Origin of the sequence: Xenorhabdus thailandensis, assembly GCF_037996785.1 — a bacterium.
GTDB classification, from domain to species: domain Bacteria; phylum Pseudomonadota; class Gammaproteobacteria; order Enterobacterales; family Enterobacteriaceae; genus Xenorhabdus; species Xenorhabdus griffiniae.
This window is the reverse complement of record NZ_JBBMXF010000015.1, coordinates 12,560-28,353: the sequence shown is the minus strand read 5'-3', so window position 1 is coordinate 28,353 and position 15,794 is coordinate 12,560. Positions and strand designations below refer to the sequence as shown.

Annotated in this window: 13 protein-coding genes; 4 read left to right on the top strand and 9 right to left on the bottom strand. The window is 43.1% G+C overall.

The features are described 5' to 3' along the window. Positions 1-65: 65 nt before the first annotated feature. Positions 66-806, top strand: a complete 741-nt coding sequence (pyrF, locus tag AAC853_RS15210; protein ID WP_338882358.1) for an orotidine-5'-phosphate decarboxylase — start codon at positions 66-68, stop codon at positions 804-806. Further along, on the top strand, positions 799-1,125 hold the full coding sequence (gene yciH / locus AAC853_RS15205) for a stress response translation initiation inhibitor YciH (RefSeq protein ID WP_340615044.1): 327 nt from the start codon (positions 799-801) through the stop codon (positions 1,123-1,125). Before pyrF ends, yciH begins: the two co-directional genes overlap by 8 nt. A gap of 317 nt (positions 1,126-1,442) precedes the next feature. Here yciH and AAC853_RS15200 read toward each other — a convergent pair whose 3' ends face one another. Both AAC853_RS15200 and AAC853_RS15195 read right to left on the bottom strand, forming a co-directional pair. Next, complete coding sequence (locus tag AAC853_RS15200) at positions 1,443-1,766, bottom strand: IS630 transposase-related protein (RefSeq protein WP_340615043.1); 324 nt, start codon at positions 1,764-1,766, stop codon at positions 1,443-1,445. 58 nt (positions 1,767-1,824) lie between these two features. Beyond that, positions 1,825-2,046, bottom strand: coding sequence for a hypothetical protein (locus tag AAC853_RS15195; RefSeq protein ID WP_422824230.1), 222 nt, complete (start codon positions 2,044-2,046; stop codon positions 1,825-1,827). Positions 2,047-2,210: 164 nt separating this feature from the next. On the opposite strand from AAC853_RS15195, the gene AAC853_RS15190 reads away from it, so the two are divergent. Together AAC853_RS15190 and AAC853_RS15185 are read left to right on the top strand one after the other, a co-directional pair. Beyond that, positions 2,211-2,996, top strand: a complete 786-nt coding sequence (locus AAC853_RS15190) for a hypothetical protein (RefSeq protein WP_340615042.1) — start codon at positions 2,211-2,213, stop codon at positions 2,994-2,996. A 61-nt stretch (positions 2,997-3,057) separates the two neighbouring features. Next, positions 3,058-7,395, top strand: a complete 4,338-nt coding sequence (locus AAC853_RS15185) for an autotransporter outer membrane beta-barrel domain-containing protein (protein WP_340615041.1) — start codon at positions 3,058-3,060, stop codon at positions 7,393-7,395. An 81-nt stretch (positions 7,396-7,476) separates the two neighbouring features. Here the strand turns inward: AAC853_RS15185 and AAC853_RS15180 are convergent, their stop codons facing one another. The 7 genes from AAC853_RS15180 to AAC853_RS15150 form a co-directional block, all read right to left on the bottom strand. Then, complete coding sequence (locus tag AAC853_RS15180; RefSeq protein WP_340615040.1) at positions 7,477-7,878, bottom strand: hypothetical protein; 402 nt, start codon at positions 7,876-7,878, stop codon at positions 7,477-7,479. Between the two features lie 410 nt (positions 7,879-8,288). Continuing rightward, positions 8,289-8,687 carry a hypothetical protein gene (locus AAC853_RS15175; RefSeq protein WP_340615039.1) on the bottom strand — a complete coding sequence of 133 codons (399 nt, stop codon included), beginning with the start codon at positions 8,685-8,687 and terminating at the stop codon, positions 8,289-8,291. Positions 8,688-8,700: 13 nt separating this feature from the next. After that, positions 8,701-9,387, bottom strand: a complete 687-nt coding sequence (locus AAC853_RS15170; RefSeq protein ID WP_340615038.1) for a hypothetical protein — start codon at positions 9,385-9,387, stop codon at positions 8,701-8,703. Positions 9,388-9,471: 84 nt separating this feature from the next. Further along, on the bottom strand, positions 9,472-10,998 hold the full coding sequence (locus AAC853_RS15165) for a hypothetical protein (protein WP_340615037.1): 1,527 nt from the start codon (positions 10,996-10,998) through the stop codon (positions 9,472-9,474). A gap of 391 nt (positions 10,999-11,389) precedes the next feature. Continuing rightward, positions 11,390-12,427 carry an IS630 family transposase gene (locus AAC853_RS15160; protein WP_340615036.1) on the bottom strand — a complete coding sequence of 346 codons (1,038 nt, stop codon included), beginning with the start codon at positions 12,425-12,427 and terminating at the stop codon, positions 11,390-11,392. Positions 12,428-12,619: 192 nt separating this feature from the next. Beyond that, positions 12,620-13,585 (bottom strand): class A beta-lactamase, encoded by a 966-nt coding sequence (gene bla, locus AAC853_RS15155; protein ID WP_340615035.1) that lies wholly within the window; start codon positions 13,583-13,585, stop codon positions 12,620-12,622. Positions 13,586-13,670: 85 nt separating this feature from the next. Next, a complete protein-coding gene (locus AAC853_RS15150) occupies positions 13,671-15,608 on the bottom strand; it encodes an exoribonuclease II (protein WP_340615034.1) in 1,938 nt (645 codons plus the stop codon). Positions 15,609-15,794 lie beyond the last annotated feature (186 nt).

Sequence of the window (15,794 nt, the reverse complement as noted above, 5' to 3'; positions counted from 1 at the left end):
GCTATTCATTAGTGATGAAAGTTTATAAGTAGTTCAAGTTTATTAGTAAATCAAAGGGCCTAAAAATGACCTCTCACACAGTTCAAACTTTAGATAAACAGATTGACTCACCTATTATTATCGCATTGGATTATGACAATCAGGATATGGCGCTGGCCTTTGTCGATAAGATTGATCCACAATCCTGTCGCCTGAAAGTGGGTAAGGAGATGTTTACATTATATGGCCCACAATTTGTTCAGGCGCTGCATCAGCGTGGTTTTGACGTATTTTTGGATCTTAAATTTCACGATATTCCCAATACAACGGCAAGGGCGGTTGCGGCTGCGGCTGAACTAGGTGTGTGGATGGTTAATGTTCACGCCAGTGGTGGTGAGAGAATGATGACAGCAGCTAAAGAAGTCTTGTTGTCTTATGGTAAGGATGCCCCTCTATTAATTGCTGTGACAGTACTGACCAGTATGGAACACGCTGATTTATTAGGTACAGGCATTGATGTGACTCCAGCGCAACATGCGGAGCGTTTGGCATTATTGACAAAGCAGTGTGGTTTGGATGGCGTAGTTTGTTCAGCCCATGAAGCACAGCAATTGAAAGCCGTATGTGGACAAGCATTCCAATTGGTTACTCCAGGTATTCGCCCTGAAGGTACAGAAGCAGGAGATCAGCGCCGGATCATGACACCTCCTCAAGCGGTTCAGGCTGGGGTGGATTATATGGTGATCGGGCGTCCAATTACCCGTGCAGAAAATCCGGCATTAGCACTACAACAGATTAACCAATCTATTGGAGTTGTTCATGGATAATAACTCTCGCCTGGTTTATTCGACGGAGGGTGGCCGCATTCAGGAGGAGGAAAAAGTAAAGCCTTCTCGTCCGAAAGGGGATGGTGTTGTACGGATCCAGCGCCAAACTAGTGGCCGTAAAGGGAAAGGTGTTTGTGTGATTACAGGCATAGATGCTGATGACCAAACTTTGGCTAAGTTGGTTGCCGAATTGAAGAAAAAATGTGGTTGCGGGGGATCTGTCAAGGAGGGAGAAATTGAAATTCAAGGCGATAAACGCGACTTACTGAAACAATTGCTGGAAGCAAAAGGAATGAAGGTAAAACTGGCTGGAGGCTAAGCCCGGTTTGTCATCTGCAAGCTATGCAGCCAATAAACTGCATGGCTTGTTAATTGAATAATTAAATTAACACCTGTCACGGTCAATATGGAAAGAGCTGTGCAGTGAGTGTTTACTTGTATTAGTCACGACGTGATCTGACACTGAACCTTGAAAGGTTAAGAGTTACCGACTTTGCTATGTGGGTGTCGAATCCTTATACAAAATACGAGGTAACTCTCATGATTCATACCAGCAATCCTATTATCAAACCAATCGGTTTGCCTGCCTGTTCATAGCCATTGATCCGCTCGACAAACGTTTGACGAGCCTGAGGGTCAGCGCGAGGGTGTTCTAGCGTTTTTTTTATGCGTGAGCCGAAGTTGTTTCAAGGCGTAATGAATAGCCGACTGCGAGGCACCTAAACGTTTTGCTCTTTCCCACTGATAATCGTCGGGAAATTTTTGGATATCCGCGATAAGCACTTCATCAGGAATTTTCATAGGAGGCTTATCACGCGTCATGCAAGGTTCTATTTTATGGCTCCACCGGAACAGGGTACGAATAGAAATCTCAAAATGGGCATTTGTTTGCTCGAAAGTCAACGAATGTTTATCTTTGTATGCCAGGACGCTTTTTCGAAAATCTAAACTGTAGCCCATTTCACTTTATGCCTTGTCATGTTGGATCTGGATATTATGCCATATTAGTATGATTTGGCTATAATGCTGCATTCTGCTCGTGAGCGGCCCGGAGCTTTTCTGTCTGCTCCATACTTTTGCCTTTCTGCACCTCTAACTCACCCTCTGTAGTTGCCAATTTTTGGCTCAAAGAGCGATTTTCACTATTCGCTTGCTCCAGATGATCCTGGGTTCTGGTCAGGTCGGCGGCTTTTGCTTCCAAGTCCAAGATCTGCTTTTCCACCTTGTCGATGTCGACCATTTCAATTCTTGACAGAAATAATCGACGAAATAGTAAAGCTATTCTAAAGTATTTATAGCTTGTGAGCCTTCACTATTTTGTTTTCGATGACAAAACGTTGTTTGTGTTTCAAACACCTTAGTTCCCCTTCTTAAACGAAATTCAAGTTATTTAGGGAAGCACTTATGAAAATATACAGACACGCCGTATTGCCGATAGCCCTTAGAGTGGCTTTGTTTTTTCCTGGCATAAGCGTTAATGCAATAGTAGCCTCACCATGCGGCTCTTCGAACACGACGTCCATTTCCGGTGATGAAACAACCTCCCCCTATAATCTGTCAAGTGGTGAAAATCTTCTTGTCAATAAAGGAGTATCGATTGATGCCCCTAGGGGGCAAGCAACTAAATCAGATCCTTACGGACTGAAATACAGTGCAGTCAATGTCGGTGAGAACAATAATATAGCACCAAAAACTTTAGTTGATTGCATTGAGAATAATGGCGTTTTGCAGGGATCCAGTGGAGTTACAGTAACTCACAGTGGTTCTGTTGGACAGCTGATTAATCGCGGAACTATAAGCGGAGTGACCGGAGCCATTTGGGTTTCTGGTCAAATAAACATGTTAGATAATTATGGTTCAATCAAATCCATTGATGACTCTGACTCATTAAATTCAATACAAATTCAGCAGGCAATTGGTGCAAATAATAATGACCAATCTGGAAGCATAGATACCATCATAAATCGGGAGAAAGGATCAATTGATGGAATAGCCGTTACAACGTCGATACTTAAAAAATTTGATAATTATGGAATATTGTCTCTGGGGAATATTGCTAACTCTGCTTACGCGACGTTTGTTATTGAATCTGGTAGTAATGTTGGTACTTTTAATAATGATGGGACAGTGACAGGACCCAATCAGGGCGTTCTAATCCAGGGGGGGGGGATACCTCGAAAATCTGAATAATAACTCCGGGAGTAAAGGGATCACAGTTGACCAGGCCGCAATTCAGGTCACTGGGCAGGGAATGACTGAATTGAATGTTAATCCCCAGATCAGGCCGTCTAAAATTAAACAAATTACCAATGCTTCCTTGTTATATGGAAAGCAAAATGGAATTTATATCGACGATAAAGGCGTTGTTGATACCATCACGAATTTGGACGGAGGTGTAATAAAGGGAGACCAATTCTCTATAAAGAATAATGGCACTATTACTAACGATATTCATAATTCAGGCGCAATTGATGGCAATGTCGAGCTTGGCAGTGCCCGCCTTTATATGTCTGGTCCAAATGTAACCCTGAAGGGCAATGTGTCCGGGGCGAAAAATTCAGTGGTCACCATCGGGGCAAAAGGTGCTACAACAGGAAATCTGGATCTTACCTATACCCATGACATGAATATTGGTACGGTCAATATATTATCCGGCAGCACGTTACGTTTGGGTGACGGACATAACACGGGAAGCATCACCAGTAATGTGGATAATGCAGGAAGCCTTTATTTCAACCGAAACAATAAAGTGACCTATAACCACATTATTAGTGGAGCAGGCTCAGTTCATCAAGTGGGTAGTGGCACAACTATTTTGACAGAGGCGAATACCTATACCGGTGAGACAAAAATCGAATCGGGTATTTTTCAACTTGGCAATAAAGGGCTGGCGGGAAGCCTTGATAATACTTCCAAAGTGACAATTGGGCAGAGCGGTGTACTGGCTTTCGACCGAACAAATCCCATCCTCTTTGCCGCTGATATTGAAGGTGCCGGTTTCCTTCACCAACAGGGCACCGGTGATTTGACTCTGACCGGTAATGTGACTACGGGTAAACCAATCACAGTGACATCAGGCAAACTGCGGTTTGGTGATGGCAACACTATAGGCAAACTCTCGCTCGCCGGAATCGACAATAAAGGCGCGGTTGTCGTTGCCGGTACGAAGAACAGTGTGGTGACACTCGATGGTGAGATAAGCGGGACAGGCACTTTGGAGATCGCCGGCGGCAAAGCTATCATAACCAGTGACAGCAACTACTCGGGCCAGACTAGCATTGGCAATGGCGCAACGTTACAGCTCGGTCATGGTGGAACGACCGGAAACCTGACCAAAAGCGATATCTTAAACAAAGGCACTCTGGCACTCAATCTGAGTGGAACAAGCAACTTTGAGGGTGTTATTTCTGGAAGTGGTCATATTGATAAAATTGGCGCTGGCGTAACGAGGCTCAGTTCAGATTCCTCGGCTTTTACAGGATCAACGCATGTTGAAAAGGGAACTCTTATCGTTGATGGACAGCTAGGCACAACAACTTCGACTTTCAATGTTAAAAATGGAGGGACTGTTAATGGCACAGGCATAGTTGGGGGTAAAACAACGATTGAAAGCGGCGGTCACCTTACAGGCAAACAAGGTGATACTCTGACATTTAGCAAAGATCTTATTCTCAATAGCGGCGCCAATGTGGATATTTCGCTTGGGGCAAAGGATGTCTCCACGCCGGCATTATTTGATGTTCATGGTGATCTGACATTGGCAGGAACACTTAATGTCACGGATCTTGGCGGATTAGCAGCAGGTGAATACGATATATTTCACTATGGCGGCACCTTAATCGATAACGGAATGACGTTCACTGGCGGAAAACCGGACTCATTCTCTCTCGGTACAAATAGAAACCATAAAGTCTATCTCATCAATACTGGCGGCATGATCCTGAACTATTGGGATGGTGGTGACATCAGTAAACACAACAATAATGCCATTGATGGTGGTGATGGTATTTGGCAAGTCGGTGGAAATGATAACTGGACGTCAAAAACAGGATATCCCAATGCCAGTTGGAAAAGCACTGACCAGTTTGCCATTTTCTCAGGGACCGCAGGGACTGTGCAGGTAGATAATAGCGGCGGCAATGTCACTGTAAATGGTATGCAGTTTAGCGCCGATGGCTATAAAATCACTGGCGGTTCTCTGGTCTTAGAGAATGATAAAACCGGCAGCGCCAAAATTCGTGTTGGAACGGGTAATAAGTCAACTGCTGGTAGGGTTGCCACAATTGAATCAACCCTGACAGGGTCGGCTACACTTGAGACAACGGATGACGGGACGTTGGTTTTGAAAGGTGAGAATAAGTACACCGGCGGCACGAAAGTGACGCGGGGTGTCCTCCAGATAGGTGATGGCGGCACCCAGGGCAGTATTTCCGGTGATGTGGTCACAGGCAGTAAAGGGACGCTGGCTTTTGACCGCGCAGATGTTGTGACATTTGGCGGCAATATCACCGGCGAAGGCAAACTTATTCAAAAGGGTAAAGGGACGCTGGCGCTTACCGGCACGAATGCTCATTCAGGCGGCACGAAAGTGACGCAGGGTGTCCTCCAGATAGGGGACGGTGGTACTAAAGGCAGTATTTCCGGTGATGTGGTCACAGGCAGTAAAGGGACACTGGCTTTTGACCGCGCAGATGCTGTGACATTTGGCGGCAATATTACTGGCGAGGGCAAATTTATTCAAAAGGGTAAAGGGACGCTGGCGCTTACCGGCAAGAATATCCATTCTGGTGGTACGGTAATTCGTCATGGCATTTTGCAAATCGGTGATGGACATAACAGCGGAACCCTTACTGGATTGGTCGAAAGTGGAGAAGGTACGAAACTGGTTTTCAACCGTGCTGATCAAATGGCATTTTCCGGTTCCCTAAAAGGGCAAGGGCAAATGGTGCAGGCGGGTAACGGTACAACCCTTCTGACCGGCATTAACAACTATACAGGCACGACGGAAGTACAGAAAGGGACGCTTCGCCAAGGATCGGAAGGGGCTTTCAGTGCAGATTCGTCTTATACAATCGGGCAACATGGTAAGCTTGATATGGGCGGATTTAATACGACTATTTCCGCTTTGAATAACAGTGGCACAGTCTTGGCTGGTGGAGATGACAAAGCCGTAGGGCGTACACTGGTGATCGCAGGTAACTATAGCGGTAATAACGGTATAGTGAGTTTATCGACCGTGTTGGAAGGCGATAACTCAAAGACTGACAGACTGGTGGTGAACGGCAGCACATCTGGCACAACTCATCTCGTTATCAAAAATGTCGGCGGCGCGGGGGCACCGACGACTGAAGGCATCAAGGTTGTTGATGTGAAAGGCACGTCGGATGGCACTTTCAGTTTGGTTGGTGATTATAGTTATAAGGGAGAGCAAGCCGTTGTGATCGGTGCCTATGCTTACCGGCTTCATAAGAATGGTATTGATAATTTGGATGGAAATTGGTATCTGCGCTCGTCGCTGACCAGCCCAAAACCCAACCCAGATCCTCAACCAAAGCCACAACAACTCTATCATGCTGGCGTTAGCGTTTACGAGGCTTATGGACGAGTTTTACAGACCCTGAATATGCCTGAGTCTTTGCATGGACGAGTTGGCGGGCGTGAGGACAAACTGCGGGGTGTGAATAGCTTCAGAACCACTGCTGACGAGGATAGCGCAGATGATAGCACAAACCTATCATTGCCCAGTGGCACATGGGGACGGATGGCAGCTTCTTACGGCAGATTATCACCCCGCATCACCACATCTGGAGCTGGCGATATCACCTATAACATGGCTCGTGCTCAAATCGGCATAGACGGCCGCTTGTATGAAAATGACCACGGCTCAGTGGTTGGTGGTGGTTTCCTGCAATATTCGAATATTAATGCAAACGTGGGCTCCGTGCATGGTGAAGGTAAAATCCATGCGAATGGTTACACAATAGGTGTGACAGGTACATGGTATGGTAATAATGGGTTTTATCTGGATGGCTTAACGCAGCTTACCTACTTTGAAAATGACTTGGATTCAAAGACGGCCAGTCGGCAACTGGGGAATAATAAGTCCGCTCTGGGCTATGCATTGGGTCTGGAAGCAGGGCAACGGTTTGATTTGACCCCAAAATGGTCGCTGACTCCGCAAGTACAGCTTGTGCATTCTGCCATCAATATGAATGACTTCCATGATACATTTGGAGCCAAAGTCCGCTTTGATCAAAGCAGGAACGTGAAATTGCGCGTGGGTGCGACGATAGACTACAGCCAAAAGTGGCATGATGATCAGGGTAAGAATGAACAAGCTGCGAAGATTTATGGCCTTTTTAACATTCGACAGGAGCTTTTGGGGCATAATGACGCGGTTGATGTTGAAAATGTTGCCTTCCACGGAGGGAATGACCGCACATGGGGTGAAACAGGTGCTGGTGGCTTCTACAGTTGGGATGATGGCAAGTATTCTGTCTCTGGTCAGACTTCAGTCAATACCAGCCTTAATAACTTTGCAGACAGCTACGAGCTGAACGCAAAAATTGGGCTAAGAATGACGTGGTGATTAAGAGAGTGCTATTGGTGTCAAGTTAAAACCGTGGGGATGATACCCCACGGTGAGAATGCTGATTGCAGAATGGGGTATTTATCCTTCGTGAGACCATCCTACCAGACAGACAAAAAAGTCATTGTAATCAATTGAGCCGCCAAAATCCTCAAAAGCCGCACAATAAGTTCTACCTAGTATTGGCGTTCCCGAACTTGGTTGTATCGAACCTTCACTCCAACTGTTATCAAGATGATTACTCTCAGGACACTCAACAGTGCATACAAGTTTTCCGTCCGCTCCCGTGTATTGAAACGTTTTACCATCATATTTATTTATCTCACTATCTCCATCGTCAGGTTTTGTCCAGTGAGCATAGAGTGTGTTTGTATCTTCATCATATATTTTCACTGTATAACCATAACCAGCTTCTGTCATAAAAAAATAAGAAATATACCAACCACTTTTTATATCAATAAATTTAAGTGTCTTTGTTGCCATTATTAATATCCCCTTAATATAATTACATGAAGTGTTTTTTTATTACGATATAATTCTTGGCTGTAATCCTATGTTGCAATTTCTTTTAGGGTTACTTTAGACTGCCAGTATTTATCTATACCCGTTGATTGTGTCGTGGCTTGAATTGATTTCTAACATTCCATTTATATACCAATCTAACTTCAAGTTGCAATCCGTAAGATGAGGCGAGACTTTATATTTCCCCGCTACGCGGGGAAATATAACACGCATCTTGAAGTTGGATTGGTATAGTGTTGTAAATTGCAATTTGAAGTTTAATGCGTATATATATTATTTATGATGACATAGCTTATTTTATAATAGATATCTGAGTTCTAAATTTTCTAATATATATGGTTATCATGAGGTTGGATTGCAAAAATCGACGCCTACCCTCCGTGAGACCACCCTGTCAGACAAACAAAGAAATCATTGTAATCGATTGAGCCACTAAAATCCTCAAAGGATGCACAATAGGTCATTCCTAGAGTTGGTTCCCCCGAACTTGGCAGTATCAAACTTGAATTCCAGCTATTATCAAGACGATTACCTTCAGCACACTCAACATAGCATGTAAGTTTTCCATCTGGCCCTGTATATAGAAATGTACCGGAAAAAGTGTGGGGAATACTGGATTTTTCGTAAGTTTTTACCCATGTGCCGTAGTTTGTTTTGGTGATGCTATCTTGTATTGTTACCATATAACTATTCCAAGTTTGCGTTTGAAAAAAATACGAAACATTCCAACCACTTTTTATACCCGAAAGATGAAGTAATTTATTTGCCATTATTAATATCTCCTTAATCTTGTCCCATAGTATATGGTATGCTTCCGACATGATTATTAGCTGTAACCGTTATAATGCCATATCCTCCGACCTGACCTTGCAGATTTATTTTAAATTGTCCGTATTCATCTGTAGTCATTGATTGTACTGTATCGGGGTTTGAGGCAATTTCCGATACAATATTCAAATTTATAGCCTGGTCTATTTTATAAGAGATGGCTGTATTTTTAATTTGTTCAGATGTCTGTGCATCGTGAATCTGGATTGTCAGTATTGCGTATTCGTCACCGATTTGCTGATATCCGGTTATTATTAGTATCGCATCAAGAGATGGTTGCGGAGGATCTGTCTTTTTCGGCGGCTCTGTCTTTTGAATTGTGACGTGGGTACTTTCAGATATAGCTATATTCCCTACCAAGTTGGTGATGGTATAGTAAACATCATAACTACCAGGAGGAATAGTAAAAAAAGGTATGGTTATTTGATAGGTCGGACTTAGGAGATTTTCATTTGTGATGGGATACGGTATTGACGATAGGTATGGCGTCAGATGAACAATAATTTGATATCCAATACGAACATTTGAATTTCTTTCGACTACGATTACAAGTTCGTCCTGATTTATTTCTGATTCATCAATAATCCCTCCGACACTTTGTGGGAAATTAGGCGCCACGAGGCTATGATTCTGTTTAGACATATCATTGTCCTTTTTCTATTCGCAAAAAATTCACTTGATATAAGGTGGCATGTTAGTTGCTGCCAACATGCCACATGCTATTAATTAGTCAGGTATGGATGTATCGAACGCTCTGGTGAAAAGTTTAGATTTCTGGTTTTGTGGAAGGCTGATGTAGTCTATTGTGATTGAGCCGACAGACGCATCACTTGATGTTCTATAATCCATTAGCTTATCAGCAGGGATGGTCACCTTAAAATATCCGTCTTTTATTTCTCCCGGTCCTATGGTGTGATTTTCAGCAACCATAATCGGTAATTTACGTGCAGGCGAACGTTCATCGTCGCAATACGAGATATAAGCTTTAATCGTAATCCTATTACCTTCAGTGATTGTTGTATCCTGTTTAGTCAGGTCGGATAGTAACCAAACTTCAAGTCCTTTGTTACCGATACTGTTAATATTTATTGGTTTATATAGGTTAATGTAGTTACCGTACTGATCGTATACATCTGGAGCAACTAGGGGCCGGAGAGAGTCATTAGGGGCAGGGCTATTGTTGCCACCGCTAGTATAATTTATGTAACGAAGCTCGGAACCTACAAGGATGCCTGCCTTATTAAGAGTAACATAGCTGATATAATTATCACCTTCGTACATATTTTCGTAATCGGCTATAAATATATACGATTCGTTTTTTTCATCCGATATCCGCCCAAAACATAGCTGTTTTTTATAGATGTTATTTTCATCGTCTGTCACAAATCCGATAATGAAACCACCGTCTTCTAAAGCATCGTTTTTCTGAACCATGAAATGGAAATCATCCGTTTGAGCTGGCCTTGTTAACGTCGAGCTAAAATTTGTTTCCTCAATGCGTGGCCCATCAAAGTTATTGTCTATATTAATTGGAACAGTATTAATAAATATAACTTGTGTTTGATCGTACTCTTTGTGAGCTGCTCCGGTAAGATTGAATACCGTTTCAAGAGTGACGAACTCGCTGAGGCCTGGGGTGGCGTATATATTTAGATTAACAGCGGCTTTTGATTTTTTCTGAATTAGATAGTCGTAATACGGGTTTTCATGAGTAGGTACATCATAAGGTAAAATTTCAGCCCCATCTTCTTCTGTGAATATTCTCACGATACTTTCTGTCCGAAGATGGATATCATATTTTGAAATTGGGTGCCCGTCCTCTGTCAGTGGATTGATTGACAGTGGAATAAATGGGGCGCTTGGGGGAATAGGTGCGTTAACAGCAACGGGATTTGGGTCATAAAGATAAGATGAAGTTCCTGTCAGTTTGAGAGAATCAGGTTTCATTTTCTGATTGTCGGCAGCTGTATACGTTACATCCTGTTGAGATATGCCCGGCAAATTCGTTGTAAACGAGATTTTATAATCGCTACTGGTTTTATCGGCCTGAAATATCAGTTGCTGGTAAAGGTTTCCCTTTGCAATATAGCTGGTGAATGCCTTTATCAATTTTACACCTGTTGGATTAGGAGCAACGCTGATTTTTGCAGAAGCTGTTAAACTCTGTTTACCGGTTATCGAAACCGTCACACTGAATGGTTGCCCTTTGATGATTTTACCGTTTGGGGGATCTATCGTGATTTTTCCAGCCATTATATTACCCTTTCAAATTATGAAGTTTATTTTTAACTGAAAACCACATTCTGTGGGTGTGGTCAACAGCAGTTTTTTATTCTTTATCGAAATGTAACAGGAATGACAGTGTTTATATTTAGGACTTACTTTATCGTAAAGTTGATGCCGCCTTATTGTAAGGCTACGTTTATTGATATTTGCAGGTTAGACTACATTCAAACAAATAAAAGTCAATGTGAAAAATATAAAAATATTATTACAATTAACCAAGCCATAAATATTACCTCTAAAAAAGAATCACATTTAGAGATAATTAGATGACGCCATATAAAAATAGTATTTCATTAACCACATCCTAAATGTTTTCTCTAGAAAAACGTTACACTTAGGAATAATTAAATATACCAATCTAACTTGAAGATGCCGGTTTTAAAATCTGAAAATTGTCAGTCAGTCGAGTCGTCAGTTCTTTCGCTTTTTCTGGCAAAGTGACATGAAAAAAGTGACGAAGGGTTTCACGGAACGTCTTCGCATTCGGGAAATAGACATTATTACGCACCTGCTCATTCATATACTTCCACAATCGCTCTATCGGATTGAGGTTTGGGCTGTAGGGCGGGAGGTAATGCAATTCAATATTCAGGACATACGCAATATCTTTCACCCACTCTGCCCGGTGATAACCCGCCCCATCCAGAATAATATGGATCCTTTGCGAAAGCGGGTAAGTTTCCCGGATTGCCCCGAAGAAATACGCGATGTTTTTAGCATTGATGCTCGGATATTCACGGATCACGGTGTCTTCAATACGTTGTAAATTGAGCGCACCCAGAATATTGAGACGGGGACGACTGCCGGTGGTTTCGACCACTTTGACCTGATTTTTTCCTGCTTTCATCCAGCCATAGCTGAGCTTTGGGGACTGGGTAGGATGCACCGCATCAATAAATAGGATAGGTTCACTCTGACCCACTCCGTTTTTCAGCGATTGGTAATCATCAATAAATTGTTGCTGTTTATCCGCATCAAATTTATGCGGAACGCCCTTTGGTTTCTTGTAGCTGAAACCCTGGCGGTGAAGCCATTTTGTCATTCCGCCCACGCTGAAAGACACCTGCCAACGGGCTTGGACATAGGCCACAATTTGAGTGGTCGTATGCATCAAATTGGCCGTCAAATAATCAATCAGGTCGGTGGTTTGTTCGGCAGAGAGATGGCTTTCAGACCCGCCATTTTCCGGGGTGAGCTTTTCCTGAGCGATGAAATCTTTCAGGTGGCGGCTGACCGTACTTTCATGAATACGCAAGGCCTGTGCAATCATCTGAGCAGTCCAGCCTTCAGAGGCCAAAAGCACGGCCTTGATGCGATCACAGACTCGACTGTCACGAGTAGTATCATGCATCAATTCGAGGGCACGTTTTTGTTCTGGTGTCAGATGAATTTTCATGGTCGTAAGCATGATCTGGTTTGGGGGATAAATCAAGCATCTTCAATGGCGATTGGTATAGTATTTAAAGTCACAATTACTTACTTTAAAATCATAAAAAACAAAACATTGTATTCGTTCATATATACCAATCTAACTTCAAGATGCGTTTGATTGGTATATACGGTGCTGTGGATGGTCGCCTGGAGTGTATTACTCCTTGCTTGTTTCATTTTCTTCGTCTTGAGTCATGATACGTGCAGCTGTAGCCAATACGTCAGGCCGGGCAGTGGCTTCTTTGTTATCTGGTTGAGTAAAATAAGTAACTAAAACTAATGGTGCACGGTTAGGTACTGGCCAAATAACCGCAATATCATTTGTTGTACCATAATCGCAGCGACCAGTTTTATCTCCTACAATCCAATCCTTGGGTACTCCGGCCTGAATGCTGGCACCACCTGTTTTATTGCCCTTTATCCACTCAGTTAATTGTTTACGTTGAGTTGTAGCTAAAGCATTGCCCAATACCAAATGATATAAACTTTTTGCCATAGTTTGAGGTGTGGAAGTATCGCGCTCATCACCTGGAATAGCGGTATTTAATTCGGGTTCATAGCGATCGAGACGAAAAACATTGTCACCGATAGTACGGGCAAAGTGTGTCACTTCATTTGGGCCATTCAATTGGTTAAGAAGCAAATTCATAGCCGTATTATCGCTATATTGCAATGTTGCTGCACTTAACTCTCCCAAGGTCATACCTTCTTTAAGGTGTTTTTCTGTAATAGGGCTATATTCAACAAGATCTGATTGTTGATAATGAACTCGTTGAGTTAATAGGTGGGCATTTGTTTCGCTTTTCTTCAGAATAGCGGATACAGCTATTAACTTACTCGTGCTACATAGAGGAAAGCGCTCGTTTGCGTGGTAAGAGATGATGGAGTTATCAGATGTATCTATTAATACTACGCCAAGCCGGCCATTGGCATTTTTCTCTAATATGGAAAGCTGATGAATGATCTTATTTGTCTTGTGTGGGTTTCTTGCAGACGATGTTTCATTCGGGTAAGAAATTTGATTGTTATAATCGCTTGCATTGGCTGGAAAAGTGAAGAGTACACCAAGTAAGGAAACAAGGGTGGTTGTGAAAACTATCCGGCTCATTGAAGAAAATAGCATGTGGAAGTCCCCTTATGGGTTATTACAAAACTGCCGCCATTTATGGCGGCAGAGATGCTTTATATAAATGACTTGTAAGATTAGCTTATACAGGGCGTGCCACAATATTGCGGGTTTCCATTCTGACATCTTCAATACGGACATTGATGATGTCATTTAAGCGGTGAACAGTTTCGCCTTTAATCAACACGGAACCTGTTTCTTGGCTGCATTGAAGTTCATCACGAACAGCATGCAAGAATGGTCCAGGGACGAAAGCGACGGCACCGTTATCTACCAGTCGAACTCGCAAGCCACCACGGGTGATATCGATAATTTCTGCTGGGAATGCTTTATCTGTGCCAGCATGAGGTTGCAAGAAACGAGCATAGAGCCAATCACCAACATCGCGTTCTGCCATGCGGTTAGCTCGGCGACGCTCGGTCAATTGCAAGCAAAGATCTTCAGTAGGTTTTTCTATCTCCACTTGTTGGATAATTGCTTTCAACAAACGGTGGTTGATAATGTCGCTGTATTTACGGATAGGAGATGTCCAGGTCGCGTAAGCATCAAATCCTAAACCAAAGTGTGGGCCTGGTTCTGTTTTGATTTCAGCAAATGTTTGGAAACGGCGGATGCGGCTGTCCAGGAATTGTGTCGGTTGGTTATCCATCTCACGGCGCAATTCACAAAACCCTTCCAGTTTTAGTAATGCTTCAGCGTTAGCTTCAATGCCATGTTCCTTGAGAACTTCAATAACCTGTTCAATCTGGGTAGGTTCAAAGCCAGTGTGGACGTTATAAACACCAAAGCCCAATTTATCACGCAGAATTTTAGCTGCACATAAGTTTGCTGTGATCATGGCTTCTTCGACAATACGGTTAGCTGTGCGACGCTGTTCAATAACGATATCAACAACATGGCCGTTTTCATCAAGGATAAATCGATAGTCCGGACGTTCCTTGAAAACCAGCGCATTTTGCAGACGCCAGTTATTGCGACGTTCACTCATCTCTTTTAGGAGGATGATTTGGCTAGTCACGGCATCTGATTCGGGTTTCCAACCTTTCTGGCCTTCTAAGTAATCTGAGACTTCGTCATAAACCAGCTTAAATTTAGACTCAACCCAAGCAGAGAAGAATTGAATATCATCACCCAATTGACCATCTTCGAAAATTGAAACCTGACAAACCAGGGCAGGGCGGCGTACATTAGGGCGCAGAGAACACAGGTCATCGGATAGCTCACGAGGGAGCATTGGAATATTGAAACCTGGCAGGTAATTGGTGAAACTACGCTGGTAGGCAATTTTATCTAGTTCGCTACCTGCTTTGATATAAGCCGTAGGATCGGCAATTGCAATAGAAAGTTTCAGGCTACCATCATCATTTTTGGTGATGTGCAGGGCATCATCCATATCTTCGGTTGTTGCACTGTCAATGGTGACAAAATCAAGCGCGGTCAGATCGATGCGTTCGATAGAACTATCATCCAACAGGCAATCCGTCATTGCTGGCGCTTCACGTTCCAGTTCGTGGCGAGTTAATGTTACCCACCATGGTGCGTAATGATCATCACCTTGCGTAATATAGCCAGTGATTTCGGCATGAAAACCGCGATCACCTTTCAGTGGATGCCGGCGCATTTCAGCTACGGCCCAATCGCCGTTTTCAAAGGCATGGTCAACGTGGTTTGCTGGGCGGCAAGGGATAGTGTCTTTTAACAATGGGTGATCAGGAATAATCCATAGTCGGTTGTCATTTTCTTTCTTCTGGACCTTTCCTACAAAACGGGTCAGGAAGGGTTCAATCAGAGACTCCGGTTCGGCAATTTCTTTCTCTTTGTCTGTGTGGATAGCGGCGGTAATCCGATCTCCGTGCATGACTTTTTTCATGTGGGGAGGTGGAATGAAATAACTTTTTTGGCCGTCGACTTCTAAAAATCCAAAACCTTTCTCAGTTCCTTTGACTAAACCTTCTACACGCAGGGTCTGGGCGTGAAGTTGCTGTTTTAGCTGTGCAAGCAGCGGATTATTTTGAAACATAATATCTGAGGAATATTGAGTTATTATCGATAATTTTGGACAACAGTTTTACGCGAATCGAGAGTATGGAGCAAGTAACATCTTATCAAAACAGGAAAAACTGTGGTGTAAGACTAAAAATCGGCCATTTTACCGAAATGGGGAATGCCATTTTTATTTCTCCACTGATACGACAGGATTATTAGT

Excerpts from the sequence above, each read along its gene's own strand:
- pyrF (WP_338882358.1), top strand. The coding sequence starts at position 66 with ATGACCTCTCACACAGTTCAAACTTTAGATAAACAGATTGACTCACCT.
- yciH (WP_340615044.1), top strand. The coding sequence starts at position 799 with ATGGATAATAACTCTCGCCTGGTTTATTCGACGGAGGGTGGCCGCATT.
- AAC853_RS15200 (WP_340615043.1), bottom strand. The coding sequence starts at position 1,766 with ATGGGCTACAGTTTAGATTTTCGAAAAAGCGTCCTGGCATACAAAGAT.
- AAC853_RS15195 (WP_422824230.1), bottom strand. The coding sequence starts at position 2,046 with ATGGTCGACATCGACAAGGTGGAAAAGCAGATCTTGGACTTGGAAGCA.
- AAC853_RS15190 (WP_340615042.1), top strand. The coding sequence starts at position 2,211 with ATGAAAATATACAGACACGCCGTATTGCCGATAGCCCTTAGAGTGGCT.
- AAC853_RS15185 (WP_340615041.1), top strand. The coding sequence starts at position 3,058 with ATGACTGAATTGAATGTTAATCCCCAGATCAGGCCGTCTAAAATTAAA.
- AAC853_RS15180 (WP_340615040.1), bottom strand. The coding sequence starts at position 7,878 with ATGGCAACAAAGACACTTAAATTTATTGATATAAAAAGTGGTTGGTAT.
- AAC853_RS15175 (WP_340615039.1), bottom strand. The coding sequence starts at position 8,687 with ATGGCAAATAAATTACTTCATCTTTCGGGTATAAAAAGTGGTTGGAAT.
- AAC853_RS15170 (WP_340615038.1), bottom strand. The coding sequence starts at position 9,387 with ATGTCTAAACAGAATCATAGCCTCGTGGCGCCTAATTTCCCACAAAGT.
- AAC853_RS15165 (WP_340615037.1), bottom strand. The coding sequence starts at position 10,998 with ATGGCTGGAAAAATCACGATAGATCCCCCAAACGGTAAAATCATCAAA.
- AAC853_RS15160 (WP_340615036.1), bottom strand. The coding sequence starts at position 12,427 with ATGAAAATTCATCTGACACCAGAACAAAAACGTGCCCTCGAATTGATG.
- bla (WP_340615035.1), bottom strand. The coding sequence starts at position 13,585 with ATGCTATTTTCTTCAATGAGCCGGATAGTTTTCACAACCACCCTTGTT.
- AAC853_RS15150 (WP_340615034.1), bottom strand. The coding sequence starts at position 15,608 with ATGTTTCAAAATAATCCGCTGCTTGCACAGCTAAAACAGCAACTTCAC.